The sequence below is a fragment of the Tractidigestivibacter sp. genome (assembly GCF_050946515.1).
Taxonomy (GTDB): Bacteria; Actinomycetota; Coriobacteriia; order Coriobacteriales; family Atopobiaceae; genus Tractidigestivibacter.
The window spans coordinates 68,353-95,317 of sequence record NZ_JBMNUX010000005.1 but is presented as its reverse complement, the minus strand read 5'-3'; the positions used below and the strand labels follow the sequence as shown (position 1 = coordinate 95,317).

23 protein-coding genes and 1 pseudogene are annotated in these 26,965 nt (G+C 60.4%); 18 read left to right on the top strand and 6 right to left on the bottom strand.

Annotation, left to right across the window (positions count from 1 at the left end; translation table 11 throughout):
• Positions 1–63 precede the first annotated feature (63 nt).
• From ACOYJL_RS04545 to ACOYJL_RS04530, 4 genes are all read right to left on the bottom strand, one after another.
• Positions 64–1,890 carry an acyl-CoA dehydratase activase gene (locus tag ACOYJL_RS04545; protein ID WP_433569033.1) on the bottom strand — a complete coding sequence of 609 codons (1,827 nt, stop codon included), beginning with the start codon at positions 1,888–1,890 and terminating at the stop codon, positions 64–66.
• A complete protein-coding gene (locus ACOYJL_RS04540; protein ID WP_433569032.1) occupies positions 1,883–3,208 on the bottom strand; it encodes a 2-hydroxyacyl-CoA dehydratase subunit D in 1,326 nt (441 codons plus the stop codon). The genes ACOYJL_RS04545 and ACOYJL_RS04540 overlap by 8 nt, the downstream gene beginning before the upstream one ends.
• Complete coding sequence (locus ACOYJL_RS04535; RefSeq protein WP_433569031.1) at positions 3,190–4,524, bottom strand: 2-hydroxyacyl-CoA dehydratase subunit D; 1,335 nt, start codon at positions 4,522–4,524, stop codon at positions 3,190–3,192. Before ACOYJL_RS04535 ends, ACOYJL_RS04540 begins: the two co-directional genes overlap by 19 nt.
• A gap of 167 nt (positions 4,525–4,691) precedes the next feature.
• Positions 4,692–5,705, bottom strand: coding sequence for an aldo/keto reductase (locus tag ACOYJL_RS04530; protein ID WP_433569030.1), 1,014 nt, complete (start codon positions 5,703–5,705; stop codon positions 4,692–4,694).
• Positions 5,706–5,868: 163 nt separating this feature from the next.
• Here ACOYJL_RS04530 and ACOYJL_RS04525 point away from each other — a divergent pair, with 163 nt between their 5' ends.
• A complete protein-coding gene (locus ACOYJL_RS04525; protein WP_433569029.1) occupies positions 5,869–6,804 on the top strand; it encodes a DMT family transporter in 936 nt (311 codons plus the stop codon).
• Between the two features lie 23 nt (positions 6,805–6,827).
• On the opposite strand, the gene larE is transcribed toward ACOYJL_RS04525, so the two are convergent.
• Complete coding sequence (gene larE, locus ACOYJL_RS04520; protein ID WP_433569028.1) at positions 6,828–7,664, bottom strand: ATP-dependent sacrificial sulfur transferase LarE; 837 nt, start codon at positions 7,662–7,664, stop codon at positions 6,828–6,830.
• Positions 7,665–7,775: 111 nt separating this feature from the next.
• On the opposite strand from larE, the gene larB reads away from it, so the two are divergent.
• The 16 genes and pseudogenes from larB to ACOYJL_RS04440 all read left to right on the top strand — a co-directional run bounded on the left by larB (position 7,776) and on the right by ACOYJL_RS04440 (position 25,214).
• Positions 7,776–8,579, top strand: coding sequence for a nickel pincer cofactor biosynthesis protein LarB (larB, locus tag ACOYJL_RS04515; RefSeq protein ID WP_433569027.1), 804 nt, complete (start codon positions 7,776–7,778; stop codon positions 8,577–8,579).
• 1 nt (position 8,580) lies between these two features.
• A complete protein-coding gene (locus ACOYJL_RS04510; protein ID WP_433569026.1) occupies positions 8,581–10,035 on the top strand; it encodes a LarC family nickel insertion protein in 1,455 nt (484 codons plus the stop codon).
• Between the two features lie 118 nt (positions 10,036–10,153).
• Positions 10,154–11,011: an HAD family hydrolase gene (locus ACOYJL_RS04505; RefSeq protein WP_433569025.1), complete on the top strand. Its 858-nt coding sequence runs from the start codon at positions 10,154–10,156 to the stop codon at positions 11,009–11,011.
• Positions 11,012–11,200: 189 nt separating this feature from the next.
• Positions 11,201–12,328 (top strand): glycosyltransferase, encoded by a 1,128-nt coding sequence (locus ACOYJL_RS04500; RefSeq protein ID WP_433569024.1) that lies wholly within the window; start codon positions 11,201–11,203, stop codon positions 12,326–12,328.
• On the top strand, positions 12,306–13,268 hold the full coding sequence (locus ACOYJL_RS04495) for a phosphodiester glycosidase family protein (RefSeq protein WP_433569023.1): 963 nt from the start codon (positions 12,306–12,308) through the stop codon (positions 13,266–13,268). Before ACOYJL_RS04500 ends, ACOYJL_RS04495 begins: the two co-directional genes overlap by 23 nt.
• Before the next feature lie 130 nt (positions 13,269–13,398).
• Entirely contained in the window at positions 13,399–13,710 is a 312-nt protein-coding gene (locus ACOYJL_RS04490) for a hypothetical protein (RefSeq protein WP_433569022.1), read from the top strand.
• Positions 13,711–13,834: 124 nt separating this feature from the next.
• Positions 13,835–14,161, top strand: a pseudogene (locus ACOYJL_RS04485) (response regulator); the annotation flags it as partial.
• Positions 14,162–14,173: 12 nt separating this feature from the next.
• The gene (locus ACOYJL_RS04480; RefSeq protein WP_433569116.1) at positions 14,174–14,518 is read left to right on the top strand and encodes a winged helix-turn-helix domain-containing protein; all 345 of its coding nucleotides are present in this window, start codon (positions 14,174–14,176) and stop codon (positions 14,516–14,518) included.
• A 28-nt stretch (positions 14,519–14,546) separates the two neighbouring features.
• Positions 14,547–16,007 carry a sensor histidine kinase gene (locus ACOYJL_RS04475; RefSeq protein ID WP_433569021.1) on the top strand — a complete coding sequence of 487 codons (1,461 nt, stop codon included), beginning with the start codon at positions 14,547–14,549 and terminating at the stop codon, positions 16,005–16,007.
• Between the two features lie 851 nt (positions 16,008–16,858).
• Positions 16,859–18,658 carry a beta strand repeat-containing protein gene (locus ACOYJL_RS04470; protein ID WP_433569020.1) on the top strand — a complete coding sequence of 600 codons (1,800 nt, stop codon included), beginning with the start codon at positions 16,859–16,861 and terminating at the stop codon, positions 18,656–18,658.
• 267 nt (positions 18,659–18,925) lie between these two features.
• Positions 18,926–19,780 (top strand): PRD domain-containing protein, encoded by an 855-nt coding sequence (locus tag ACOYJL_RS04465; RefSeq protein ID WP_433569019.1) that lies wholly within the window; start codon positions 18,926–18,928, stop codon positions 19,778–19,780.
• A 78-nt stretch (positions 19,781–19,858) separates the two neighbouring features.
• The gene (locus tag ACOYJL_RS04460; RefSeq protein WP_433569018.1) at positions 19,859–20,380 is read left to right on the top strand and encodes a PTS sugar transporter subunit IIA; all 522 of its coding nucleotides are present in this window, start codon (positions 19,859–19,861) and stop codon (positions 20,378–20,380) included.
• 294 nt (positions 20,381–20,674) lie between these two features.
• Positions 20,675–21,181, top strand: coding sequence for a MarR family winged helix-turn-helix transcriptional regulator (locus ACOYJL_RS04455; RefSeq protein ID WP_433569017.1), 507 nt, complete (start codon positions 20,675–20,677; stop codon positions 21,179–21,181).
• 121 nt (positions 21,182–21,302) lie between these two features.
• Entirely contained in the window at positions 21,303–23,060 is a 1,758-nt protein-coding gene (locus tag ACOYJL_RS04450) for an ABC transporter ATP-binding protein (protein WP_433569016.1), read from the top strand.
• The gene (locus ACOYJL_RS04445) at positions 23,053–24,861 is read left to right on the top strand and encodes an ABC transporter ATP-binding protein (RefSeq protein WP_433569015.1); all 1,809 of its coding nucleotides are present in this window, start codon (positions 23,053–23,055) and stop codon (positions 24,859–24,861) included. The genes ACOYJL_RS04450 and ACOYJL_RS04445 overlap by 8 nt, the downstream gene beginning before the upstream one ends.
• 146 nt (positions 24,862–25,007) lie before the next feature.
• Positions 25,008–25,214 (top strand): hypothetical protein, encoded by a 207-nt coding sequence (locus ACOYJL_RS04440; RefSeq protein WP_433569014.1) that lies wholly within the window; start codon positions 25,008–25,010, stop codon positions 25,212–25,214.
• A 43-nt stretch (positions 25,215–25,257) separates the two neighbouring features.
• Here ACOYJL_RS04440 and ACOYJL_RS04435 read toward each other — a convergent pair whose 3' ends face one another.
• A complete protein-coding gene (locus ACOYJL_RS04435; RefSeq protein ID WP_433569013.1) occupies positions 25,258–25,848 on the bottom strand; it encodes a tRNA (cytidine(34)-2'-O)-methyltransferase in 591 nt (196 codons plus the stop codon).
• Positions 25,849–25,935: 87 nt separating this feature from the next.
• Here ACOYJL_RS04435 and ACOYJL_RS04430 point away from each other — a divergent pair, with 87 nt between their 5' ends.
• The gene (locus ACOYJL_RS04430; RefSeq protein WP_433569012.1) at positions 25,936–26,943 is read left to right on the top strand and encodes a YdcF family protein; all 1,008 of its coding nucleotides are present in this window, start codon (positions 25,936–25,938) and stop codon (positions 26,941–26,943) included.
• Positions 26,944–26,965: the final 22 nt, after the last annotated feature.

Here is a 26,965-nt window from a genome sequence, read left to right as displayed (position 1 = left end):
CCCTTGTCTAATCTGGTAGCCGAACGGTCGGCCTGGCCTTATCAAAATTCCTCAGGAGGAGGGCTACTCGCTGTCCTGCTGCTTCAGCGACTCCAGCCCGAGCAGCGCCGCGCCAATCGCGCCGCAGAGCTGGGAGTCCTCGTGGGTGGCCACGGGCGAGCCCAGCACGTCAGAGAGCGCCCTCACGACGCCCTCGTTGTTGGCGACGCCGCCGGTCATGAGGTAGGGCGGCTCGCCGTTCACGCGCTTGGCGAGCGTCGCGGTCTTGCGGGCGACGCTCTCCGAGAGGCCGTGGATGATGTCGGGGGTCGGCGTGTCCTCGGCCACCAGCGAGACGACCTCGCTCTCGGCGAACACGGTGCACATGCTCGAGATCTTGACCTCGTGCTTCCAGTTGAGCCCCGCCGCGCAGAACTCGTCGAGCGGCATCTCGAGCGTGCGCGCCATCATCTCCATGAAGCGGCCGGTGCCGGCGGCGCACTTGTCGTTCATCACGAAGTTGAGGACGTTGCCCTCCTCGTCCAGGTGGATGACCTTGGAGTCCTGGCCGCCGATGTCGATGACGGTCCTGGCGTTGGGCGCCAGGTAGTGTGCGCCCTTGGCGTGGCAGGTGATCTCGGTGATCGAGGTGTCCATGTCAGGGATGTTGTCGCGTCCGTAGCCGGTGGACACCTTGAGCGCCATGTCGCTCTCGGACAGGCCGGCCTGCTTCAGCACCTCGTCCTTCGCGCGGCGCGCGCTTTCGGTGGCCTTGGCTCCGGTGGGCAGGATCACCGTGGCGACGAGCTTGCCGTTCCCATCAATGATTGCCGCATCGGTCGAGGTGGAGCCTGAGTCGACGCCCATAACGTACACGTTCCCGTCGGACGCGCCCTCGCGCGCGCTCGCTACCTTGCGGGCAACCTCTCCTCCGCGAAGCGTCTCGCCAAAGGCTTCGAGGCGGGTGCGAAGCTGCCCGGCGCTTTGGGAGGTTCCGTCCGTCTCGATCTTTACCATGGGCACCTTCTCCTTCTTGGTCGCGACGGCATATTCAAAGCCGTAATAGTCGCAGAACTTCATCGTGTGGTAGATTACGCCGCGCTGGCCGCGCGCCCCGTGCAGAAGCTCGCGCTCCGAGACGTCGTCCATGCGCATGCAGGGCATCTGGTTGAGCAGCGCGTCGGCATACCAGTCGAGGAACGTGTCGAGCGTGCCGCCCTCGCGTCCCACGCCTCCGCGGCCGGGCGCGCCCGTCTCGCAGGCGTCGCAGTCGCCGGGGGCGGCCATGCGCGCAAGCTCCCCCGGAGGAGAGGCAAGCAGGTGGCGGTTGGTGCAGGTGCCGTTCTCCACGGGAAAGCCAACGCCCTGGTTCACGCTTGCGAGCAGCGCGGACGTTGCGTGCGCGCCCAGAAGCGTCACGTGGTCGTCGGTGCGCGGAACCGGCGGCTTGAACGCGGAGAGCGCGGCGCCCACATCAAAGCTTTTTCCGCTGTACGCAGCGTAGGCTTCTGCTAGCTTCGCCAGCCTCGAGCGGAAGATGCGCCGCTCTGCCTTGCCGCGCTTGTGGGGGAGGTCAAGCAGCCAAACGAAGTCGAGCTTTCCCTGCTCTACGAGCACGTCGTAGGCACGCTTGATAACGTCGCAGCAGGTGACGAGCACGACCTCGTGCACGTCGTCGGCAAGCAGGCGCTCGATGAGCCCCTTGCCGTAGCCGCAGAGGTTGGGGTGCGCCAGGCGGTCGGCCTCGTCGAACGATGACACGTCGGCCTCGGCGAGCCTCGAGCGGGCGCCAAATCCGGCGAGCAGCTCTATCGGCGTGTACTTGCAGGCATACCAGACCGTGTGAGTGGTCGCGCGAGGCGTTGCGCTCGGCTCCGCCGTGGACGCTGCGTTGGGCTGGATATCAGACATGAGCCCGCTCCTTCTCCTCTTTCTTTGATGCCAGAAGCTCCATGAACGCCGAGAAGCGCGTGGACATCTGGCCCTCCATGCAGTTGGCGCGGTCGACGGCGTCGCCGTCGAGCACCAGCACCGGCCATCCCGCCGCCTCTATCTGCCGGCGCATGAGCTGTGCCGCGCCCGCGGTCTCCTTACAGCCCCAGTGGCAGAAGATGACCACGCCGTCTGCGTCGGTCTCGCTCGCAAGGCGCACGAGCGTGTCGGCGCGGCGGGTGCTCGGTCCGTTGAAGCAGTTGCGAACCACGCGCTCGGCCATGGCCTCAAAGGGCTGGTCTGCGTCAAAAGTTCTGCCTTCGGGCGGTGTAAGGTGGTTAAACATCATATCTGAAGCGACAATCTGGGCGGTAGGCTGGCAGTCAAGGATGCCGCCTATCGAGCCCAGGAAGTATGGCGACACGTGCGCCCAGACAAGGCTGACCCCGGAGAAGCGCTTCGCCTTCGCGAAGTCGCTCTCCATGCCCAGCGCCAGCTCGAGCGCCTCCGGCGTGCCGAGCGAGAGCTGCAGGTCGAGCATCTCCATCATGTCGAGGGTCATGGTGTTCGCGAGGTAGCGCCCGCGCCGGAGCGGCAGCGTGCGCTCGAGCGCGTCGTCCGTCTCGAGCGAGCGGGCAACGAGCTGGCGCAGGAGGGCGTCGTCCAGGCGACGCCCGTAGATCTCAGATGCCTGGGCGGCCATCTCACGCAGCTGGTCGGCGACGTAGCGAATGGCCTCCTCGCTCACGTCGTAGGGCACGTCGATGTAGCAATTCTCGGCGCCCCACTTGGACGCCAGCATCTTGAAGCTCAGGTTGTTTGCGTCGCAGGCGACCGACGTCGACGCCACAAGCTTGCGGGGGCGCAGCACGCCCGATGCCGCCATGCCCATGAGCGCCCTATGGTACGAGCAGTACGTCTCGGGGATACCCGTCCCCTCGGCGTGGCTGAGAAATGCCCCCTCTGCCTGAGCGCCGCTCACAAAAGAGGCGACGGCCTCGGCGCACATGGGCTTAAGGCCCAGCGCGCGAAAGACCTCTGGCGGCGTGAAGATGCTCGTGACCACGGAGTTCTCCGCGTCGCGCATCGCGTCGACGACTGAGCTCATAAACAGGGCGTAGCCGTGCTGGCCGGAAGGGAGAAAGCGCTTGTCGGGCGCTACCTCCACCTTCTTGGTCTCGAGGCGAAAGCCTAGCATCAGCCAGTTCCGCGTGAACTTCGGGCGATTATCAAGATTTTTTGCCGCGATGTTGCCGTACCAGCCAATGATTGAGTCGCCTAGGCTCTTTTCTGCCATTCGGTCACCTCCTCGCGCCGGGCACGCAATAGCTCGAGAAACGCCGAGAAGCGCGTGGACATCTGCCCCTCCATGCAGTTGTCGCGGTCGCATCCGTCTCCGTCGAGCACCAGAACCGGCCAGCCTGCCTCTTCAATCTGCCGGCGCATGAGCTGCGAGGCCCCGGCCGTCTCCTTGCAGCCCCAATGGCAGAAAATCACCACGCCGTCCGCATTTGTCTCGCGGGCAAGCCTGATCAGGCGATCGGCGCGCCTGGTGCTCGGTCCGTTGAAGCAGTCATCCATCATGCGCTCTGCCATGGCCTCGAAGGGCTGGTCGGGCGTATAACGGGGTCGGGTGGGACCAACCTGGTCGTAGAGCATGTCGGTTGCGATGATCTGAGCGGCGCGGTTCTGGCTGATCTGCTCGTTGAGCGCCTTGAGGAAGAAGGGCGGGATATGGCCCCACACGAGCGAGACGCCGTCGTAGCTTTCTGCGGACGTGAGGTCTGCGACCATGTGCTCGGCCATCTTGAGGCTGTCGTCGGTGCCAAGGGCCAGATGAGCGGCAAGCGCAAGCTGCATCTCGTTTCCCATGTCGGAGCGCATGAAGCGGCCGCGGCGAAGCGGCAGGCTGCGGTTGAGCAGGGCAATTGTGTGCTGGCTCGCCTCGACGCGGCGCTTGAGCTCGTCTTCGTCGAGGGTGGCGCCGTAGAGCTCCTCTGCGGAGTGAGCAAGGGAGCGCAGCTGGTCGGCGACGTAGCTGACGGCCTCGGCATCGGAAGAATCGGCGTAGGGGACGTCCACGTAGATATGCGGGGAGTCCCAAAGATAGGAGAGGGCCTTGAACGAGAGGTTGTTCGCATCGCAAGGCACCGAGCAGCTGGCAAGCAGGCGCGACGGCTGCAGAACGCCTGAGGTCGCAAGCCCCATCAGCGTCTTGTGAAACGAGCAGTAGGTCTCAGGGATGCCATTTTGCTCGGCCTGCGTGATGAAGCCGCTCTCCGAGTGGGCTGCCGAGACAAAGCCGGCAAGCGCCTCCGCCGAGACGGGCTTGAGCCCCATGGCAAGAAAGGGCTCGCTGGGAAGGAAGATGCTCGTGATGACCGCCTTGTCGGGCTGGTTCAGTGCATCGGTCACGGTTTCGAGCGTGATGCGCGCGGCATCGCGCTCGAAGGGCATGAGGTTGCGCTCGGGGAAGTACTCAACTTTGAGCCGCTCGGCATTGAAAGCGAAGCCCAACGCGGTGCGGACTCCTTCCGGCGCGTCATCTACATGCTGATTTACTGCGGAGCCAAAGGCGTCAACAACGCGGCTGCCCAGGGACTGACCTGCCATGTTCCTCCCGTTTTCTACTATCTTTTAAAAATTAGATAGATACTACCTGATTGCTGCGTTTAAGGTGTGGATGCCGGGCTGAGAAATGAGAAGGGCGCCCCAGACCACCGTTGCTTGGTCAAGGGCGCTCGCGGAGCCGCTTCTCGGGATGGTCGCGGCGACTCGGGCTACTTGAGGTTTACGTCCGTGCCAGCAAGGGGCTTCTCGCCTGGACGGGCGAGGGCGCCAACGATCTCGTGCGGCGCATAAGGCTCTTCGAGAAATGCAACGTCCTTTTCCGTAAGCTTGACTTCTGTTGCCGCGACGGCCTGCTCGACGCGCTCGGGCTTTGAGCAGCCTACGATGGGGGCCGTCACGCCCTTCGCCCAGTGCCAGGCAAGCGCAATCGATGCCATGGGCACGCCCTTCTCGCTTGCCAGCTGCGCCACGCGGTCGATGACCTTCTGGTCGTTCTCGCGGGCGGCATTGTACTTGTTCGCCATGGTGCCGTCTGTCTTTGAGCGGACGGAGTCGCTGTCCCACGTGGGGCGCGTGAGGTGGCCGGACGCCATGGGGCTGTATGGCGTGAGGGCCACGTCAAACTGGCGGCAGATGGGGATAAGCTCGCGCTCGTCCTCGCGGTAGAGCAGGTTGTAGTGGTTCTGCATGCTCGTGAACTTGGTCCAGCCGTTCTCTTCGGCCGCGACCTGCATGTTGTGGAACTGGTAGCCAAACATCGCGCTGGCGCCGAGGGCGCGCACCTTGCCCGCGCGCACAAGGGAGTCGAGCGCCTCCATCGTCTCCTCGATGGGCGTGTCGTAGTCAAAGCGGTGGATGATGTAGAGGTCCAGGTAGTCGGTCTGAAGGCGCTTGAGCGTGCCGTCGATCTCGCGGTTGATTGCCTCGCGCGAGAGGTGCCCCTCGTTGAAGAAGACCTTGCTCGCCAGCACCACGTCCTCGCGCTTGACGCCCAGATTCTTTAGGCTCTGGCCGATGAACTCCTCGCTTGTGCCGTGCGCGTAGACGTTAGCCGTGTCGATGAAGTTGACTCCCAGCTCAAGGGCGCGCTTGATGACCGCCTGAGTTGCCGGCTGGTCGATGACCCACTGGTGGAAGTCGGGGAAAACCTTGCCAAAGCTCATGCCGCCGATGCATACCGGTGAGACCTCGATGCCAGACCAGCCAAGATGCTTCTTCTCCATGTTTGGGACCTCCTGACAAGACTTGGGCGAATTTATATGCCGATAGTATCGGCCGAAATCCGCGAGCATTGCTATGCGTCTTTATGCAGTTGCTATGCACGGAAAAAGTGGAGCGAGATGGTGATACGCTACTCGGTCGGAAGTGCGGTGGAAGGGGAGAGGCGTGTCATCGGAAGAACAGCAAGCAATGGTCGACGCCGAGCAAGACCCAGAGGTTGAGCGACGCAGGCGCATGCTCTCGGGAGTGGTGGCGGCGCTTCTCGGCGCCTCGCTCTGGGGCGTCAACGGCACAATCGTGAGCTATATGCTCGAGCGCTACAACATGGCGCCGCTGTGGCTCGTCTGCGTGCGCGAACTGGGCGCCTGCGTGCTGTTCCTTCTTACGGCATGGCTTACCAACAAAGAGCGCCTGACCGGCATCTTCTTCGATCGGCGCTCTATGGTCGAGCTGATAGTGAGCGCCTTCTCCTCGTTTCTGCTTTCGAACGTCTGCTACGTAGAGGCCATCAGGTGGACCAACTCTGCAACGGCAACCGTCCTTCAGTCGCTCAACATCATCATGGTTGCGGTCTACGTATGCGTTAAGACACGGCGTTCCCCGCGCAGGCGCGAGCTGGTCGCCATGGCGCTTGCAATCGGAGGCACCTATCTTCTGGCAACCGGCGGCAATCCCGGCACATTGCAGCTGCCCGCGGAGGGCTTTGCCTGGGGCATGGGGGCTGCGCTGGCAATGACGTTTCTGGCAATCCTGCCCATCCGCATCCTCAACAAGTGGGGGAGCTTTGTGGTAAACGGGCTGGCCATGCTCATATCGGGCGTGGTGCTCGCCCTCTTCATCCAGCCCTGGGCCAACGTGCCCGTGCTTGACGCGGTCGGCTGGGCTCTCGTCGTGCTCACCGTCGTGCTTGGGACGTTTGGCGCCTATGCGCTCTACCTGCACGGCGTCAAGATCGTGGGGTCCATGCGCGGAGCCATGCTGGGAACGGCCGAGCCGCTTGTCGCCATGCTGACGACGGTGCTCTTCACCAGCGTCTGGTTTGCGCCAACCGACCTCGTCGCCTTTGCCATGATCATCTGCATGGTCTACCTGGCGGCATAGGCTTGCTGCGCTAAGCCAGCTTGTCATCCAAGCGTCGCGTTGAGCGAGCCCGACCTAAACCCCGCAAGGTCGACGCTGACGTAGGCAAAACCCAGCTCCTTGAGGCGCTCCACGACTGCCTCGCGCATCTGGGGCTGGCAGATTCGACCGATGTCGGCCTGGGGCACCTCGATTCTGGCGAGAAGCCCATCCGTTCCATGGGCGCGAACGCGGAGCTGCCCGAAGCCCTGCTCATGCAAGAAGTCCTCGGCGCCGCGGATCCGCGCGAGCTTCTCGGCGGTTATCGGCTCGCCATAGGGCACCCGGGAGCTGAGGCATGCTGCGGAAGGCTTGTCCCACGTGGGAAGGCCAAGCTGGCGAGCAAGCGCACGGATGTCGTCTTTGGTGAAGCCGGCGTCCTTAAGGGGGCTCACGACTCCGAGCTCGCGCAGCGCGCGCATGCCTGGCCGAAAGTCTCCCTGGTCAGACACGTTGGTGCCGTCGACCACATAGGCCACGCCCTGCTCATGGGCGGTCTCCAACAGCTTCGTGAACAGTGCCCGCTTGCAGAGGTAGCAGCGCTCGGGCGGGTTGTCCGAGAAGCCGGGGACGGCCGTTTCGTCGAAGCTCATCACGATGTGAGAGATTCCGCGCTCCTTGCAGACGCGCTCGGCGTCAGAGACCTCTCCGGTGGGCGCCCCGACAATCTGGGCGGTGACGGCGAGCGCATGATCGCCAAGCGTCTCGTGCGCCACGGTTGCAAGCAGCGTCGAGTCGACGCCTCCCGACAAGGCCACGGCCACGCTGCCCAGCTCGCGCAGGCGCTCCTCCAGCGCCTCGCGCTTCTTCTCCAGCTCATGCGTGCTTGTCGCTTCTGCCATGCTGTCCTCCTCGTGCTAATCGAAAAAGGTTGTATGCCCAAAGTTTCGGCGCATTTTGGCATTCCGCAATGCGTGGGATAATGCTAAAGAAAACTTTTGAAGGGAGCTTGTATGGACAGAACACAGCTCCGCGAGGTCCTTGAGCAGCTGCGGGATGGCAGCGTTGACGTGGACTCCGCGCTTGCGCAAATAGCGTCAGAGCCGTCGTTTGTCGACTTGGGGTATGCGAAGCCCGACCTTGACCGCAGCGTGCGCCAAGGCGTCTCCGAGGTTATCTATGGTGCCGGAAAGACGGCGGAGCAGATTGTGGGAATCTTGGGCGCGCTTGCTGGCGCAGGACAGGAGCGAATCTTGGTCACGCGCCTTGACCCCGCTAAGGCCGAGCAGGTAGAGGGCCTTCTTGCCGAGAAGGACGCGGCGCGCGCCAAAAGCTTTTCCTATAACGAGACGGCGCACATGGGCATGCTGGGCGCCCCGCCCGAGCCCGACGGCATCGCGTACGTTGTCGTTTGCTGTGCTGGGACGAGCGATCTGTATTGCGCCGAGGAGGCGGCGCTCACGGCAGAGATGCTCGGAAGCCGCGTCGAGCGCCTGTATGACGTGGGGGTCGCGGGGCTCCATCGGCTGCTTGCGCACGTGGCCGACATCCAGGGCGCATCGGCAATCGTCGCCATTGCCGGCATGGAGGGCGCCCTTGCCAGCGTGGTGGGCGGCCTTGCCGCCTGCCCGGTGATTGCCTGCCCAACGAGCGTGGGCTACGGAGCGAGCTTGGGCGGCTTGGCGGCGCTTCTCTCGATGTTGAACTCGTGCGCGAGTGGGGTCAGCGTCGTGAACATCGACAACGGATTTGGCGCGGGCTATCAGGCCGCGCTGATTGATCACGCAGGGCGAGGACTTGCAGGAAGGCGGAGCTAGCATGGGAAAGACCCTTTATCTTGACTGCGCTTGCGGCATTTCTGGCGACATGGTCGCCGGCGCGTTGCTCGATTTGGGCGCCAACGAGGACGGGCTGCGCCGGGCCCTGGCCAGCTTGGACGTCGCGGGGTTTGAGATCCGCGTGAGTCGAAAGAGCGCCGGCGCACTTGATGCCTGCGACTTCGACGTCGTGCTCGACGAGGAGCACGACGGGCACGACCATGACATGGCCTACCTTTACGGTGGCCTTGGCGAAGGGCTGGCGCCCAAGGGGCTTGACGCGCCGGGCACCTATGAGGGCGAGTGCCGCCATCACGACGAGCGCCATCATGGCAAGCATCACCATCACCACGAGCATGACCACGGTCATGAGGAGCGCGACAGGGACCTCGGTCACGACGGTCACGATCACGACCATGACGGCCACGGTCACCATCACCACGAGCACCGCGGTCCGGCCGAGGTGGCGCGCATCATCGACGCAGCCGACCTGGCTCCGCGCGCCCGCGCCACCGCTCATAAAATCTTTGATATTCTCGCGCAGGCGGAAGCGCATGCTCATGGGGTGCCTGTCTCAGAGGTGCACTTCCATGAGGTTGGCGCAGTAGATTCAATAGTTGATGTCGTTGCCGTTGCGTATTGCCTTGACGACCTCGATGTGGACAATGTGATCGTCTCGCCCCTTGCGGAGGGAGAAGGTCGCGTTCGCGCGGCGCATGGCGTGCTTTCGGTGCCTGTTCCCGCCGTGCTGAACATCGTTTCCGAGCATGGTCTGGTTCTTGAGTGCGCACACCAGCCCGGCGAGCTCGTTACGCCGACCGGCGCGGCGATTGCCGCGGCAGTCCGGACCGAGGACGCCCTTCCTGACGCGTATCGCGTGGCGCGCGTGGGCGTCGGAGCGGGAAAGCGCGCCTACGATCCTCCGTCGACGCTTCGAGCGATGATTGTCGAGCCGGTGGAGTTGCGCCGTGGCAATGCGAGCGAAGCTTCCCAGGGCGACGAGGGTCAGAAGGTCAAGCCCGAGCTCTGGCAGCTCGAGACGGAGGTCGACGACTGCACGGGGGAGGCCCTCGGCCACGCGTTCGACGCCCTTCTCGCTGCTGGGGCGCGCGAGGTTCACTTGATCCCTTGCTATATGAAGAAGATGCGTCCGGGAACGCAGATCCAAGTCATCTGCGCTGCTGACAAGGTGTCCGAGCTTGAGCGTGTGCTGTTTGAGGAGACAACGACCATTGGCGTTCGCCGCATCCCCCTGTGGAGAACCGCGCTTTCTCGCAAGCGGATCGAGCTCTCCACGCCGTATGGACCGGCGGCTGGCAAGCAGGTGACGCTTCCCGACGGCAGCCTTCGGACGTATCCCGAGCACGACTCCGTTGTCGCGCTTGCCGGAAAAGCCGGCATCTCGTACATCGAGGCTCTTCGCGCGGTCGAGAACGCCTGCTCGTCGCATGAATAGCCCGAGATTTCGCCTGATATAGTATTTGGTTTCCCCAGCCTTGCACGTACAATGCAAGGCTGGGGATGACCGCTCATCTTCGATTCGCCGTAGCTGTGCCAGATAACGAAAGGTCTTTATGTTCAAGCTCATCCTTACCGACCTGGACGACACGCTGATTCCCTACGTTTTCCAACGGCGCAGCGTGGCGTCTCCCCGCTCGATTGCCGCCATCGACTCCGCGCTTGAGCAGGGAATCCACTTTGGGCCCGTGTCGGGAAGGATTCCCGGGAGCATGAGCTGGATGTTTGACGGCCACGACGAGTGCTGCCAGACCGGCGCGTTCGTGAACGGTCAGGTCATTCGTGTTGACGGCAAAGTTGTCAAAACCGTCGCTTTCGATACTGACGTCTTGCGGCAGCTTTGGCTGTGGCTGGACAAGGCCGATGCTGGCTGCTTCCTTACGATCTTCGATCTTTCAGAGGAGACCAAGCCAGCGGTGGTGACCTCGCAGCCCGAGCGGGTCATGAAGTCTGGCTCGTGCAATTGGGGCGAGTTTCGACGCGTTGTGTCTGAGCTCGGGGAAGGTCCGTACGTGAAGGCAAACCTTCAGTGCGCCTGCGAGCGGCCCCAGATGGAGCAGGTCAGAGACGCTCTGAGCGTGGCGTTTCCGCAGCTGAGCTTTGTGTTTCCGAGCAACGTTGCCCCCATCATCGACATTACGCCTGCCAACTGGGATAAGGGCTCGGCCGTGCGCTTTATTGCCGAGTATTTGGGAATCTCCCTTGACGAGGTCGTCGTTTTCGGCGACTCCGACAACGACCTGGCAATGATTGACTCCGTTCCCAATTCTGTTGCAGTCGCAAACGCCTCCCCGACGGTCGCTGAGCACGCCACTTGGCATATCGGTCCTTCTTCCGAGTATTCCGTCGCTTCCGCAATCGAGCAGATCGCTGGCTGGGCACAAGGCGGGAAGAAGCCGGACTTTCTCGCCTAGCCTTCGAGTGGCCCGGCGCTGCGTTTGATTGGTCTTTCGGGAGGGGTGCCACGACCTTCCCTCTCCGACCTTTTCGAGCCGCCCCTTCGCGCTCGGCGAGAAATGGCCCGCATAGTTTCGCTTTAGGACGATTCCGTAGAGTTCCTCTCAACCTGCACGGCACGTGCGGGACGACCGAGAGGAGCCAAAATGAAGCAGGTCGTTATCATTCCAACCATCAATCCGTCCGCCGGAATTACCGAGCTCGTTGATCAGCTAAAGGAGCAGGGCTTTGAGCGCATTATCGTAGTCGACGATGGTAGCGACAGCGATTGGAGCACCGTTTTTGACTACCTCTCCGATGCTGGCTGCGTCGTTGTCCATCACGGAAAGAACCTCGGCAAGGGCGCTGCCATCAAGACCGGCATCCAGACGATGAGGAAAACCTGGCCTGACGCGCCGGCGTTCGTGACCGTGGATGGCGATGGGCAGCACTTGCCGAAGGACGTCTATCGCGTGGCCATAGCCTCGCAGAACAATCCCGGCTGCGTCGTGCTTGGTATTCGAAATCTGCGCGAGCGCAACGTCCCTCCGCGAAGTAAGCTGGGAAACGCGTTCAGCTCGCTCTACTTCAAGCTCGACACGGGAGTCAAGTGCCCCGACACGCAAACCGGGCTTCGCGTTGTTCCGGCATCACTCTTCTCGGTTGCCCAGAGCTGCGACGGTGACCGCTACGAGTATGAGATGAATTTCTTGACCATGGTCGCGCGTGGCGGAGTCTCTCTCTTGATGATCCCCATCACTACGGTGTATGAGGATGGAAACGCGGGCTCCCACTTCGATACCCTGCGTGACTCCTACCGAATCTACCGCAGCTTTTTTCGCTTCGCGGGCGCAAGCTTGATCTGCGCGGTGGCTGATCTGGGGCTCTTTGCGCTCGGCACGGCGGTCTTCTCGGCGGCGTTTTCCGCGGTTATTGCGGTTGCCGTAGCTACCGTGGTGGCTCGCCTCGCATCCGGGACGCTCAACTTTACGCTCAACCGCTTCTGGAGCTTCCGTGCCGACGAGGGACGAACGCATGTCCAGGCGCAGCGCTATCTTGTGCTCTTCCTGGCTCAGATGCTGATGTCGGCGACGCTCGTAGCGTTTGTCTCGCTTGTGCTCCCGGCGCTTCTCGCAAAGATCATTGTTGACTCGTGCCTGTTCGTCTTCAGCTACTTCGTCCAGCGAAACTGGGTGTTTGCGGGCGAGAAGGACATGCGGGCCCAGCAGGCGCTTCCGCTTACCACTGCCGCCACGAAAGGAGCTGGCTTCAATGCCGCGTCAGGAATCAACTAGAAAAAGGCCGCGCGTTCTTACGCGTCGCCAGTTCATGGCTGGCACAACCTATGGCGTAGCCCTGCTGGGGCTCTCAAGCTGGACGCTTCTCGACGCTTTCGTGCTTGAGCGCGACACCGTGAGCGCGACCGAGGAGAACACGTCGATGATTCAGACTGCCTCATCGACGTCGTCTTCTGACACAAGCGGGTCGAGCGACTCGGGCGAGGCAACGGTCACGAGCAGCTCTTACAGCGATGACAACATCTCAATTGACATCAAGACAGGAACTACCTCGAATACGACGTACTATTTGGCTGACATCCAGCTCTCGAGCCTCGAGTACTTGAAGTGCGCGTTTGCCAAGGGCACGTATGGGCGCAACGTAAAGGAGACCACCTCGACGATTGCCGAGGAAAACAGCGCAATTCTCGCAATTAACGGCGACTATTACGGCTGGCGTGACGCGGGATATGTAATCAGGAATGGCGTGCTGTATCGTGAGACCGCCGACACGGGCACCGACTGCCTCGTCATTTGGGGCGACGGGACATTTTCGTCCGCAACCGAGGGAGAGACGAGCGCGCAAGACCTGCTTGATTCGGGCGCTTGGCAGGTCCTGTCATTTGGACCCGTGCTCTTGGATAACGGCGAGCTGATGGTGAGCGAAGACGATGAGGTCTCGCAGTCGAAGTCGTCCAACCCACGAACTGCCATCGCGATGGTAGAGCCACTGCACTATCAGTTCTTTGTCTCGGACGGTCGAACCAGCGAGAGCGAGGGGCTTTCGCTCTACCAAATGGCGGAGCTTCTCTCCGAAAACGGCGCCACTTTTGCATACAACCTGGACGGCGGCGGGTCGTCCACGATGTACTTCAACGGATCTGTTGTGAATAACCCGACCGACGGGACCAACATGGGAGAGAGAAGCGTGAGCGACATTGTCTACATTGGCTACTAGCGAGGGTCCCCTTGAAACAAGGCGCAACCGCGACCACAGGGCGGCAAGGACCTGGCTGGGTGTTGCGGCATTCTGCCTGGTCGTATCCATTATCTATGCGCACTTCTCCCATGGAGTGAGCTCGCCGTTTATGACTTACCTTGCACTCGTGCCTCTTGCGCTGGGCACTGGAGTCTATTCGCTTTGGGGAGTCGTTGAGCTCCCGCGCGCCGATGGTTGGGGATTCGTTGCATATAACGGGGCCGTTGCAACGCTCACCATGGGAAGCTTCATTCGCGGCGTTCTTGAGATTGCGGACACTACCTCCTCGCTGCTTCCTCTCTTTGCCGTGGCGGCCGCGGTGCTCTTGGCCCTGACGTTCGTCTCAATCATGGTTTCGGCGAAGGAGAAGGCAAGGGTTCGGCCCGGGCACTTTGCCCGATCAGGCGACATGGCCAACTAGAAAAAATCGATAGAGCGGTCAGAGGCGAACGACTTGCGGAACTCTCGCGCATGCCGTTCGCCTGCTCGTGTACCGTGGAACTAATGCGGCAATGGCGCCGCCTACACCACTCGGAAGGAACACCATGAGACTGCTTCTTGCAGAAGATGAACGCGAGCTCTCTCGCGCGCTTGTGGCAATACTCACACATGCAGGATATGTCGTGGATGCCGCGCTTGATGGCGAGGAGGCGCTCTACGACGCCTTCAACAATGACTATGACCTGCTTATTCTCGACATCATGATGCCCAAGGTGGACGGTCTTACGGTGCTGAAGCGGTATCGCGAGGAAGGCGGGGCCGCGCCAGTCCTCATGCTGACTGCCAAGTCGGAAATACGCGACCGCGTTGAGGGGCTCGACGCCGGAGCCAACGATTACCTGACAAAGCCCTTTGCCGCCGCCGAGCTTCTGGCGCGAATCCGCGTGCTTACGCGGCCTGACCCAGCGAGTGCTCGCAAGAACCCGAGTTTTGGAGACCTGACCCTTGATGTTGACAGCAGCCGCCTCGTCTGCGGCGACAAGAGCTGCGACCTTACCCAGCGAGAGTTTCAGATGATGGAAATCCTGATGCGCCATCCCAATCAAAAGATTTCCGTCGACCAGTTCATGCGCAAGGTCTGGGGAGCCCTTTCCGATGTCGAAACAAGCGTCGTGTGGGTGAATATCTCAAATTTGAGGAAGAAGATCGCAAGCGTGGACTCGTCGGTCAAGATCTCGGCGGCGCGCGGCGTGGGCTACTTCCTTGAAGATGGGGGCGAGAAGGCCTAGCCGTCTTTTGCCTAGTTCGGAGGAGTGCATGGCGGAGAAGACTGACGACAAGCTTGATCAGGGCTTGACTGGCGAGAATGCCGAAAAGGGCGAGAAGGAGAAGCACGTGCCGCGTTGGAAGCGGCATCGGCGTCCGCGCACCATCGTGAGCGTCATGCGCCGCAAATTCATCGTTTCGGCGATGCTCGCGGTGTCGCTCGTGCTTGTCGGCATCGTCGCGGCAATCAACATCGTCTACTACATGAGGATTACGAACCGCGCGGATGCCCAGCTAGAGGTTGTCGCCGATTCTGGCGGATCATTTGACAGCCTGGTCAATCGGTTTAGCGGGGATAAGCCCGCTGGCGACGATGGGGGTCCTGGGGCCAGCCGAGAAGATCAAACGTCCGACCAGCAAGCCTCTTCCGAAGACTCGTCCGGCGAGTCTTCCTCAGTCGGTGATGTGCTGGCTAACGGCTTGGACTTCACGGCAGAGACGCCCTATGAGATGCGCTACTTCTCGGTGATTTTTACCTCTTCGGGGGAGGTTGCGTCGTGTGACGTGAGCCGCATCGCGACCGTGGACGAGACCTCTGCCGTGGCCATAGCGCAGGCACTCCTTGACTCCGGAGCGCAATCTGGCGACAAAGGCTATGAGGGGGACCTTCGCTATATGGTGGCCGAGTCGTCTGATGGGTCAACGAGCGTGGTGTTTCTTGACTGCTCGCGTGACCTTTCAAGCATGAGGTCGCTTCTTCTCGCGAGCATCGTCGTGCTCGTCGTTGCCCTCATTTTGGTGCTGGCCCTGGTCATCGTATTTTCGAAGCGTGCCCTCGCGCCTGTGGAGGAAAGCTATGCTCGCCAACGGCGCTTTATTACCGACGCGAGCCACGATTTGAAAACTCCGCTTGCCGTCATCGGCTCGTCTGCCGACGTCATCGAGATTGTTGATGGCCCCTCGGAGTGGGTCGACTCGATTCGCCATCAGGTGAACCGAATGACCGACCTTACAAACAAGCTCGTGATGCTTGCGCGCATGGACGAGGGGGGTGACACGCTGACGCTTGTCGACTTCAACCTGTCCGCGCTGGTGCACAAGGTTGTGGAGGACTTTGAGCCCGTTGCTGTTGCGAACGGTCGTACGATTGAGTGCGAGGCGCCTGAGGAGCTTCCCGTGAATGCCGATCAGAACATGGTTGAGCAAGCGCTGAGCCTGCTGGTTGACAATGCTCTGAAGTACTCAACTGAAGGCTCAACCGTGCATGTGTCGTGCGAGCCGCTCCGCCGGGGGCATGTGCGTATTGCTGTCGAGAATCCATGCGAAGCCGTGGCACAGGGTGACCATCCGGAGCTATTCGAGCGGTTCTATCGTTCGGACTCTGCTCGCGGAAGCTCTGGCGGGCACGGCATTGGGCTTGCGGTTGTCCGGGCTGTTGCCGAGGCCCACGGCGGCAGCGTAAGTGCCACCAGCCCCGACGGTCAGTCCATGCGCTTCACGCTCGACCTGTAGCGTCGGCTCGTTATCGCCCCGGCGGATCCCACGCAATGGCGCGCTGCCAAGTTGCGCGACTTTTGCGGCATCAGAGCTCGCGCAAGTTGGCAGGTTGGGCATCAGAGGTCGCGCAAGTTGGCAAAACGGGCATCAGAGGTCGCGCAACCTGGCAGGTGCGGCATCAGAGGTCGCGCAACCTGGCAGGAAAGGGTCGCCCTCCCGTTGTGTGGGACCTGCGGTCGAATGACCCTGCCCGTTGTGTGGGAGCCGGTGGCATTTTCGCAGGTCGGACAATATGATGTGCGGGTCTGCTCGCCCGATGGCGCCGCGCAGTTCTGTTGTGTGGGACTGAGCATATTGCTACCTGCAATGTGCCAATCTCCTACCTGCGACTTTGCGAAGCCTCTCTCGCGGGCGGGTCATGGGAGGGGCGAAAATCCCCACACAACGCGAAAGCCGCCTAGGACTTCTCGCCCTGCTCCGCACAATGGGAGAGGGCATCTGGAGAAATACCAGCTAGAGGAGCTGAGCGAGAATCCTGCCCCACACGATGGGTGTCGCCACTTTTTCGTCAGCCCCACACAACGGCACGCTGCCAAGTTGCGCGACTTTTGCGGCATCAGAGGTCGCGCAAGTTGGCAGGTGCGGCATCAGAGATCGCGCAACTTGGCAAAACGGGCATCAGAGGTCGCGCAACCTGGCAGGCTCCAGCATCAGAAGTCGCGCAATTTGGTACGCGAGGGGCGGCTTCGAGAATCAACGGGGTCGCCTTGGAAGCCACTTTGGGAACACCATCCTTTAAGTATTCTGTAGGGTTGTTCGGTAGGGTGATCTCGTCAACAAGATGAAGCCCGATGAGAGGACGCCCCATGAGCAAGAAGCAGATCCAGCCCCAAAACAACTCACACTCCAAATTCGGTTTCAAGGCGCGCGCCGCCTGCCTTGCTGGAACCATTGCGCTTTCTGGCACGCTTGTCTTCTCGACCATTCCCACTGCCGCCATTGCAGAGACAACGACTGATGTCGCGACGACTCAAACGGCGGCCGACCAGACCAGCGGCAGCGCACCCAGCATGCCTAGCGGTACGGCTCCTGATGGTGGGTCGGAATCTGCCAGCGGCGCTGGCGGCGGCGCTAACACCATGACCTATGACTATTCTGGCAGCTACTCGGCGGCAATTACGGCCGACGGCGAGTCCGTCTCGTCTGATGGCGAAACGTACGATGCCACGGAAACTGACGAGAACGCCGCGCTGGTAGAGAATGGCGGCGCCCTTGCGCTGACTGGCGTCACCTTGACGAAGTCGGGAGACGACACCAACGGTGACAACTGCAACTTTTATGGCTTGAACTCGATTTTGCTTGCGGTGGGAGAGGGGTCGACAGCCACCGTCTCTGACATGACGCTGTCGGCTACGAGCGAAGGCTCCAATGGAATCTTCTCGACCGACTCTGCGACGGTGCTCGCAAATGGCGTTCAGATCAACACGACAGCAGGAAACTCTCGTGGCCTCGACGCCACCTATGGAGGCACGATTCTGGCTGCGGACGTTGACATCTCTACGCAAGGTGACCACAGCGGCGCGATTGCCACCGACCGTGGTGGAGGCTACATTTCCGTGGTCGACGCGACGCTCTCGACCGAGGGCTCCGGTTCCCCGCTCATCTACTCGACGGGCGACATCGAGGTCAGCAACGTGACGGGCACGGCTTCGGGCAGCCAGATTGCCGGCATGGAGGGCCTGAATACAATCCTGATTAATAACTCGTCGTTGACCAGCACAAATGAGGGCACTACGGGTTCTGACCCCGTTGCGAACGGCGTGATCATCTATCAGTCGACCTCGGGTGACGCCGAGTCTACCACCGGCGAGACGGCGACGTTCCAGGCAGCGAACTCAACGCTGACGAGCTCGATCACCTCCGGCTCGATGTTCTATCTCACGAACACCACGGCCGACATCGTGCTCTCCAACACGACTCTCGACTTCGACTCTGACGCGGCAGACCTGCTGCTTGCCGCGGGCAACGACTCCAATAACTGGGGCAGCGCAGGCTCTAACGGAGCCACAGTGAAGATGACGCTTATGGGCGAGGACGTCTCGGGCAACGTCGAGGCCGACACCATTTCCTCTGCGACGCTCTATCTGACCGATAACACCACGTGGACAGGCGCCACCGTGATTGACGAGAACAGCGCCGGCTCCACCTCTGACGCTCCAATCACGGTGAATGTCGACAGCACTTCCACGTGGGTTGTTACCGAGAGCTGCACCCTTTCCAATCTGACGGTTGCTGACGGAGGACAGGTCGTCGACGAGAATGGCAACACGGTCACCATCGTTGCTGACGGCCAGACCGTTGTTCAGGGCGATTCTGATATTACGGTCACCGTGAACGGCACCTACTCGACCGACTATGACGAGAGCGGCGAGGGGACGCTTTCAACCGACCTCATTGATCGAAGCGCTTTCGACGAGGCATTCGGAACTGACACCACTTGGACCATGGGCGGCTCCTCAGACACGACGGAGGAGAGCACCGACACATCCACCGCTGGCACCGATGCCGAAACCACCTCGACAACGAGCACGCAAGAAGCCGACACCAATCCCATCGTCGCGTTCTTCCAGGGCATTGGCACCTGGTTCTCATCGCTTTTCTCGTAAGCCGAAGACATTGCCCTTCCCTCCCTGCAGATCCCCGCGGTTCACCGAATGATTTGGTGAGCTGCGGGGATTTGTGATAATCGCGGCTATCATTTGCGTGTACTATAGACACGCAAGGTTGTTACTCCGCTCCTGGAGGCATTACTTGCATGGGCGCTCCCGGAGGTGCCGTGCGGTATTTGCCAAGGAGCATTTTTTATGCCGCGCAGCCCCCTGAGAGCCCCTGTTCGGGAATTTTTCGTGGTGGCTTTTGGGAGGAGAGCTTCCATGCAAAAAAGGCTGCATCTGACAAAGAAGATCAGCAACAACGTTGCCCTAGGAAAAGATGAAGCCGGGCACGACGTCGTTGTGTTCGGCAAGGGGCTCGGCTTCCACCGAATGCCCTATGACCTCGACGATCTGTCTGGTGTGGTCCGTATGTTCAAAGACGTTGGGCTCGGTCAAGCGGAAATGCTCGCAGGCATCGATGACGACGTGCTCTTGGCAGCTTCGGATATAGCCGACTTCGCGCACGGCGAGCTCGACGTGAAGCTTGGCCCCAACCTACCTCTTACGCTTGCAGACCACCTGCAGTTTGCGATTGAGCGCCGAAAGCAGGGGGCAGAGTTTGCCAATCCTCTGGCCAATGAGATCGCAAGCGTCTATCCTTTGGAGCTCTCTATCGGTCGTACTGGCGTTGGAATCTTCAATCATCGCGTCAAGTATGCAAATCTTCCCGAGGACGAGGCCTACAACATTGCGATGCACCTTGTGAACAACGAGGTCGGAGGTGCGGGCGACAAGAGCAGCATTCACCTTGTGATGGAGAGCACTCGTTTGGTCGAAGGCGCCTCGAAGATTATCGAGGCCACCATGAACGTTAGGCTCAGCCACGACTCTTATGCCTATCGTCGTTTTGCGGCACATTTCCGCTATCTCGTTGCGCGCCTTTCTGATGGTTCGCCTGACGAGAAGAGCGGGAACTCCAGTCTCTTTGAGGAGGTCCGCAAGGACTTTCCTGAGGTGTATGACTGTGTCATGCAGATTCAGAGCTATCTGTTCAAGGAATGTGGTTGGACCTGCTCTAATGAGGAATTACTTTATCTTATGATGCATGTAAACAGGCTCGTTGCTTCGTCTTAGGAAGTTTCAGACTGTTGGCAGGGTTGTTCGGGGTTGGTTGCGACCGCCATGGGGCGGGGCAGTATCAAGGAGGAAAAAATGGGATTTTTTGACAAGTTCAAGAAGAAGTCGTCCGTTCCCGAAGCTTTGAGCGTGAGCGCTCCTGCGGGCACGCTGCTCGCTCCCGTGAGCGGCACCGCAATGGACCTCTCCGAGGTTAGCGACCCTGTCTTCAGCAGCGGCGCCATGGGCAAGGGCTGCGGAGTCAAGCCTTCTGGCGAGACCGTCTATGCTCCTGCTGACGGCACTCTTACCGTTATTGGTGCCCCCAACTTCCACGCCCTCGCGCTTGCGACTGACGATGGCGCCGAGATTCTGATTCACGTGGGCGTCGATACCGTCGAGATGAAGGGCGATGGCTTCAAGGTCTTCGCCGAGAAGGGCTCCAAGGTCAAGGCCGGCACGCCGCTTCTGAGCTTCTCGAAGCAGAAAATTGCCGCTGCTGGTCACGACGACGTTGTGATCATGGCCATTACCAACACCGATGACATGGCGTCGGTGGACTTCGCTAAGAGCGGCGAGGTCAACGCGGGCGACGTTGTGGTCAAGTACGCCAAGTAGCTTTTTCACGATCGCGCTTTTCTTGGCGTCCGGACTTGTTCCGGGCGCCTTTTTCTTTATGCCTGCGAGCTAGCGAAAAAGGAAAGGGGCTGAACGCGATATGCGTAATTTCGAACCCCCGAGTTCCAACGACCGACTCCCGTGCCTTCTGCGCGTGGCGTGCCTTGAGAAAACCCTTGCAACCTACCGAGAGCCTCGTTCTTCGAGAAAACCTCGCTTTTTTTGAGGGGTACTTGACATATCGAAGATATTTTGTAGGTTAGTAACTATTAGTAATAGTAACTTGGAGGAGCAATGAAAGAGACTGGCAATCACTCTGGTGGCGAGTTCCCTATAGAGACTGATCCGGAAATCCAAGAAATCGCGACCAGGCTCTTTTATAACTTCGGCGTGCTCTCTCGTGGGCCGATGAAAAAGATCGAAGGAGCTACACGCGGCGAGATGGCCATGCTGGGAGCAATCTATTCCGAGAAGCGCGAAGTGTCTCCCAAAGAGCTATCAGCAATGCTTGGCATCTCGACTGCTCGCGTTGCCAATACGCTGAACTCTCTTGAGAAAAAGGGATTCGTGATTCGCGAGCTTGATCCGTCCGATCGAAGGCGAATAACGGTAACCCTGACGGACGAGGGGAAGGAGTTCTTTGTCGCGAACCATCGCGAGGCCATCTCGGGTCTTTGCCAGCTCGTTCGCGACCTGGGCGTAGACGACGCTCGCGAGTACGTGCGAATCTCGGAGCGCATGGTCGCGCTGATTACCCAGAGGGATGGGGTCGAAATTCCAGTTTTCCCGGGCGTTGTGTAAAGAGTTACTTTTTCTGCACACTTTAAGAATTCCACGTGGGAGCGTCCTCAAATGTGGTATATAACTCTCAGCATTAATTACTAACACTATTAGAAAGTATTACCAGTAGGAGGAGGAACCAATGCTTAAGGTGCTGAAGTACCTTACGAAGCAGCAGTGGGGGGAAATCGTTCTCGCTGCGATTTTCGTGGTAGTTATGGTCTTCTTTGACCTAACGCTTCCTGACTACATGAGCAACATCACGACGCTTGTCGAGACACCTGGCTCTGAGATGAGTGAGATTATCGAGCAGGGCCTGCTCATGTTGGGCTGCGCCATCGGCAGCATGATCGCCAGCTGCATCGTAGCGTACTTGGCTGCGAAGGTCGCCGCCGGTCTTTCCAGAACGCTTCGCAGCATGGTCTTCGAGAAGGCGAACGAGCTCTCCAAGGGCGACGTCAGCCGCTTCTCGTCATCGAGCCTCGTTACCCGCACCACCAACGACATCACACAGATTCAGACGCTCATCGTGATGGGGCTGCAGGCAATCGTCAAGGCGCCCGTCATGTCCGTCTGGGCAGTCGCCAAGATCTGGGGCAAGGGCTGGCAATGGTCTGTGGCCCTGCTCGTTGCCGTCATCGTGGTCGTGAGCATGCTCGTCTACACGCAGATTGTCGCCGTGCCTCGCTTCCGCAGCATCCAGAAGCTCACCGATAACCTCAACCGCCTCTGCCGTGAGCACCTCGTGGGCATTCGTCCTGTGCATGCCTACAACGCCGAGTCCTACGAGCAGGAGCGGTTCTCCGCTGCCAACGACGAGATCACCAACACCAACCTCGTCGCCCAGAACGCCATGGCCATCATGAACCCGGGAATGACGCTCGTGAACTCCGGCCTCACGCTTGCCGTCTACTGGCTCGGCGCAGCCATGATTGCGTCTGTGGGGGCGACGGACAAGCTGACGATTTTCTCCGACATGGTCGTATTCTCCAACTACGCGATGAACGTCATCATGGCGTTCCTGATGCTCAACATGGTGTTCGTCCTGCTGCCGCGTGCCCAGGTCTCCGCCAACCGCATCATGGAGCTCGTCGAGACCGACTCCAGCGTCACCGACGGAGCAGGTGCTGAACCCGCCGATGCAGACCGCGGAGCGGTCGAGTTCAAGGACGTCACCTTCACCTACCCCGACGGCGGCGCGCGCGTGCTGAAGCATGTTTCATTTAAGGCCAACCCTGGCGAGTTCGTTGCCATCATCGGTGCCACCGGCTCGGGCAAGACGACCCTTGTGCAGCTGATTGACCGCCTGTATGACGCGACGGACGGTCAGGTGCTGGTCGACGGCGTGGACGTTAAGAACTACAAGCTGGAAGACCTGCACAACCGTATCGGCTACGTGCCCCAGACTGCTCAGCTCTTCACAGGTACCGTCGACTCCAACATCAAGATGGGGAAGTCGTGCGCGGAGGTCGATGACGAAGGCGTCAAACGAGCGCTGGACATCTCCCAGTCCACATCGTTCGTGAACGACCTCGGCGGTGTGGAAGCGCCCATCGACCAAGGAGGGCGCAACGTCTCCGGCGGCCAGCGCCAGCGCCTCGCCATCGCCCGCACCGTGGCGCGCAAGCCCGAGACCATCATCTTCGACGACTCGTTCTCTGCGCTTGACTACGCAACGGACCGTGCGTTGCGCTCCGATCTCCAGACCAAGTGCGCGGGAACCACTCGCATCGTCGTCGCTCAGCGCATCGGCACCATCCGTGACGCGGACAGGATTATCGTGCTCGACCGCGGTCGCGTCGTCGGCCAGGGCACGCACGACGAGCTCATGGAGACCTGCGACACCTATCGCGAGATTGCTGAGTCCCAGCTTTCGAAGGAGGAACTCGAAAATGCCTAACAACATGCCCGGAGGTGTGTCCCAGAGCGCCATGGAGACCAACGTCGAGGTCGTCCCCGCCCTCAAGCAGTTCGCACACTACATTGCCAAGTACAAGAAGCTCATCATCACCGCAATCGTCCTCTCGATGGCCGGTGCAGTCTGCACGCTCGTTGGACCAAGCAAGCTCGGCGAGATTACCGACCTCATCACCGCCGGCCTTACGGGCGATATGGATCTTGGCGCCATCGGCGACATTGCCATCTTCCTCGTGTGGGTCTACGTTATCGGCTTTATTCTCAACTATATCCAGGGACGCATCATGGCGAACGTATCCCAGCGCATCTCGCAGGATATGCGCCGCGACATCTCCGAGAAGATTGATCGTCTTCCGTTGGCCTATCTTGACTCCCATCCCACGGGCGATACGCTCTCCCGCGTCACGAACGATGTCGACACCGTCAACCAGATGATGAACCAGTCGCTCTCCACGATGGTCGCGTCCCTCACGCAGCTCGTGGGTGCCCTTATCATGATGCTCATCACCAACTGGATCATGACCCTGGCCGGAGTCGTTGCGACCTTGATAGGTGTTGTAATCATGGTAGTGCTGGTGAGGGTCTCGCAGCCCTGGTTCACCAAGCAGCAGAACGAGCTGGCCGACATAAACAGCCAGTGCTCCGAGGTCTATGACGGGCTGGATGTCGTGCGCACCACAAACGCTACCGACCAGGTGGTCGAACGCTTCCGTGCGACAAACGACAAGCTGTACGAGGCGGCGTACAAGTCGTCGTTCCTCTCCGGTCTCAACATGCCGGTGATGATCTTCATCGGCAACCTGAGCTATGTTGCCGTCTGCATTGCCGGAGCGCTTCTCGCGATAAACGGGGTCATTGAATTTGGCGTCATCGTCTCGTTCATGATCTACATCCGCCTCTTCACGCAGCCTTTGCAGAACATCTCGCAGGCAGCAACGTCAATGCAGTCGATGGCCGCCGCATGCCAGCGCGTCTTTGAGTTCTTGGACGCAGACGAGGTTGAGGACGAATCGCACAAGACCGAGCGCCTGGGCGACAAGGACGGCAAGGTCGAGGGCTCCGTCGAGTTCAAGGACGTCCGCTTTGGCTATACGCCCGGCCACGAGATCATCCACGACTTCTCTGCCGCCGCAAAGCCAGGCCAGAAGATCGCTATCGTTGGGCCCACTGGCGCCGGAAAGACCACGATGGTCAACCTTCTCGAGCGCTTCTACGAGGTGGATGGCGGCTCCATCCTGATTGACGGCAAGTCGACCAAGGACGTGCCTCGCGAAGACGTTCGCAACCAGTTCTCGATGGTGCTGCAGGACACGTGGATCTTTGAGGGCACGCTTCGGGAGAACTTGGCATTTGACACTAGGAGCGTTACCGACGAGATGCTGGACGAGGCCTGCGAGGCGTGCGGACTCACCGGCTATGTGGAGTCGCTGCCCGACGGCTACGATACCGTTCTCAATGACTCTACAAGCATGTCAGCCGGTCAGCGACAGCTGATTACGATCGCGCGCGCCATGCTGAAGAACGCTCCGTTGCTGATTCTGGACGAGGCAACCTCCTCGGTCGACACGCGCACCGAGCTCAAGGTGCAAGAGGCCATGGACAAGCTGATGAGCGGACGCACGAGCTTCGTGATCGCGCACCGTCTCTCGACGATCAAGAACGCCGACCTGATCCTTGTGATGGAGCATGGAGACATCGTCGAGAAGGGCACGCACGAGGAGCTCTTGGCCAAGGGCGGCGCGTACGCCAAGCTCTACAACTCCCAGTTTGACGAGGCTGCATAGAGCATCGAGGGCTGGGTGCTGCCGTGCGGCGGGTCTTTTCGGGCGTTTGCCATGCAAGGCGAACGTTCCGAAGGGACCCGCCGCCTTTTTGTGCCGGCATCTCATTCGATGAACTATGCTTGCAGAAGGCTAAGGGGGGAAAGACCATGGCGCAGAAAGCTCCGAAAGTGTCGGAATCGACGAGGGATGAGCGCACCACATACGTGAGCAATCGATATCCGTGCATTTCAGACTGCGATTTATGCGGCAATTGCGCGATGTTCCATGGGCGTGACCCCGTCCTTGCGTTCTCTGACTACATCGAAGGCTCTGCGGAGTTCGACGAGGTGCTCGGGCGCTATCGCTATCGCTAACCGGTCCGATGGCGCTTTTCCGGCGAAGGATAGCTGCAGGTCGCTACATGCCGGGAAAGCCTGTCTGCCGTAGCGCCTCGTAGAGCACGATGGCTGCGGCGTTCGACAGGTTAAGGGCGCTTACTCGCCAGTCGTCTGGGTTTACGAAGTTGCCGCAGACATCACGTTGGAGAAGCGCCTTGTGGCTACGTGCGGGCTGGCCTGCCGCCCACTCATCGGCGTCCGTGAGCGAGGCTGCGTCGGGAAGCATCGGGATGCGCTCGCAGCGCTCGGCATGCGCAGCGAGCAGCTCCTCTGGAAGTCCTCGGCTCTCGCAGCCAAACACGAGAAAGTCGCCGTCCGAGTAGCGCGCGTCGGCATAGATGCGGCGTGCCTTCTTGGTAAGCAGGTGCAGGCGCCCCTCGCCCTTCTCGCCAGACAAGCCGTTTCTCTCGATGAACGAATCCCAGCTAGGATAGGTCGTCACGTCCAGGCTCTTCCAATAGCCAAGGCCCGCTCGGTGAAGCGAATGGTCGTCGAGCGAGAATCCAAGGGGCTCTATGAGATGCAGGCGCGAGCCCGTGACCACGCAGGTGCGGCCAATGTTTCCTGTGTTTGCGGGAATCTCGGGCGCGACAAGCACCACGTTCAGCATTTTCTCCCCCATGCTCGATAACGGTCAACGGACACGCACCGATTGTAGTTCAGGCTACAATGCCCTTACGAATTGAGGAGGACGCCCGTGGATTTCGATCTATTGCTTATGCAGCTCGTGCTCTGGTCTCCAAGCATCATCTCTGGAATCTGCCTGCTTGTCTCGTACCATCGCGAGCCGCGGCAATTTAGAAACGCCATCTACCTGCTGATCTTTGTGCTTTGGACGAGCATGCTCTTGCTCATGCGCTTTGGACAGGAATGGATGGTGCTGCCCCTTCTGGTGCTTGTCCTTGCGGCGCCGATAATTACCGTGATCGCGCTTTTTATAAACGGCATTGTCGTCGTGAAGCGCAATGGTCTTTCCCTGGCATCGCTTCTGCCAATCGCCCTTGCGGTGCTCTTCGTATTGCTGTTCCTTGCGCCCGGCTTTCTTGGCAGCATCGGCGCTCCCGAATGGATAGAGCGGCTGGTCGGTCTTATTGACGTCGAGGCGCTGTGGTTCTGCTTCACGCTGGTGGCACTGCTGCTCTACTCGTGGCTCTACCGGCGGCTTCCTCGCAACAGGCACTACGACTACATCGTGATTCACGGCGCCGGCCTTTCGGGCAGGGAGCCGTCGCCGCTTCTTGCCGGGCGCATCGACAAGGCGCTCGAGCTCTGGAAGAAGCAGGGCTGCGAAGCCTATTTGGTCCCCTCGGGCGGACAAGGTCCTGATGAGGAAGTCTCTGAGGCTGACGCCATGGCCAACTACCTGCTTGCCCATGGGGTGAGCGAGAACAAGATCATTCGCGAGGACCGCTCCACGACGACGATGGAAAACTTGAGGTTCTCAAAGGAGCTCATGGACGAGCACTCTGCGGGAAAGCCATATCGTTGCGCGGTCGTGACCAGCGACTTCCACGTGTTTCGTTGCGCGGAGTACTGCCATCAGCTTGGAATCCAGGCCGATGGCGTGGGGAGCAAGACGCGCGGATGGCTTTGGCCGGCATCATTCATCCGGGAGTTTCTCGCCGTCACGAAGGCTCACAAGTCTCCCTACATCGTGATTGCCGTCATTTGGCTGGTGGCAACGCTGCTCTCGGTGCTTCTCTAGGGCGCCGATTCTATAGGCCAGG

Coding starts and splice junctions, on each gene's coding strand:
- ACOYJL_RS04545 (WP_433569033.1), bottom strand. CDS start 1,890: ATGTCTGATATCCAGCCCAACGCAGCGTCCACGGCGGAGCCGAGCGCA.
- ACOYJL_RS04540 (WP_433569032.1), bottom strand. CDS start 3,208: ATGGCAGAAAAGAGCCTAGGCGACTCAATCATTGGCTGGTACGGCAAC.
- ACOYJL_RS04535 (WP_433569031.1), bottom strand. CDS start 4,524: ATGGCAGGTCAGTCCCTGGGCAGCCGCGTTGTTGACGCCTTTGGCTCC.
- ACOYJL_RS04530 (WP_433569030.1), bottom strand. CDS start 5,705: ATGGAGAAGAAGCATCTTGGCTGGTCTGGCATCGAGGTCTCACCGGTA.
- larE (WP_433569028.1), bottom strand. CDS start 7,664: ATGGCAGAAGCGACAAGCACGCATGAGCTGGAGAAGAAGCGCGAGGCG.
- larB (WP_433569027.1), top strand. CDS start 7,776: ATGGACAGAACACAGCTCCGCGAGGTCCTTGAGCAGCTGCGGGATGGC.
- ACOYJL_RS04510 (WP_433569026.1), top strand. CDS start 8,581: ATGGGAAAGACCCTTTATCTTGACTGCGCTTGCGGCATTTCTGGCGAC.
- ACOYJL_RS04505 (WP_433569025.1), top strand. CDS start 10,154: ATGTTCAAGCTCATCCTTACCGACCTGGACGACACGCTGATTCCCTAC.
- ACOYJL_RS04500 (WP_433569024.1), top strand. CDS start 11,201: ATGAAGCAGGTCGTTATCATTCCAACCATCAATCCGTCCGCCGGAATT.
- ACOYJL_RS04495 (WP_433569023.1), top strand. CDS start 12,306: ATGCCGCGTCAGGAATCAACTAGAAAAAGGCCGCGCGTTCTTACGCGT.
- ACOYJL_RS04490 (WP_433569022.1), top strand. CDS start 13,399: ATGACTTACCTTGCACTCGTGCCTCTTGCGCTGGGCACTGGAGTCTAT.
- ACOYJL_RS04475 (WP_433569021.1), top strand. CDS start 14,547: ATGGCGGAGAAGACTGACGACAAGCTTGATCAGGGCTTGACTGGCGAG.
- ACOYJL_RS04470 (WP_433569020.1), top strand. CDS start 16,859: ATGAGCAAGAAGCAGATCCAGCCCCAAAACAACTCACACTCCAAATTC.
- ACOYJL_RS04465 (WP_433569019.1), top strand. CDS start 18,926: ATGCAAAAAAGGCTGCATCTGACAAAGAAGATCAGCAACAACGTTGCC.
- ACOYJL_RS04460 (WP_433569018.1), top strand. CDS start 19,859: ATGGGATTTTTTGACAAGTTCAAGAAGAAGTCGTCCGTTCCCGAAGCT.
- ACOYJL_RS04455 (WP_433569017.1), top strand. CDS start 20,675: ATGAAAGAGACTGGCAATCACTCTGGTGGCGAGTTCCCTATAGAGACT.
- ACOYJL_RS04450 (WP_433569016.1), top strand. CDS start 21,303: ATGCTTAAGGTGCTGAAGTACCTTACGAAGCAGCAGTGGGGGGAAATC.
- ACOYJL_RS04445 (WP_433569015.1), top strand. CDS start 23,053: ATGCCTAACAACATGCCCGGAGGTGTGTCCCAGAGCGCCATGGAGACC.
- ACOYJL_RS04440 (WP_433569014.1), top strand. CDS start 25,008: ATGGCGCAGAAAGCTCCGAAAGTGTCGGAATCGACGAGGGATGAGCGC.
- ACOYJL_RS04435 (WP_433569013.1), bottom strand. CDS start 25,848: ATGCTGAACGTGGTGCTTGTCGCGCCCGAGATTCCCGCAAACACAGGA.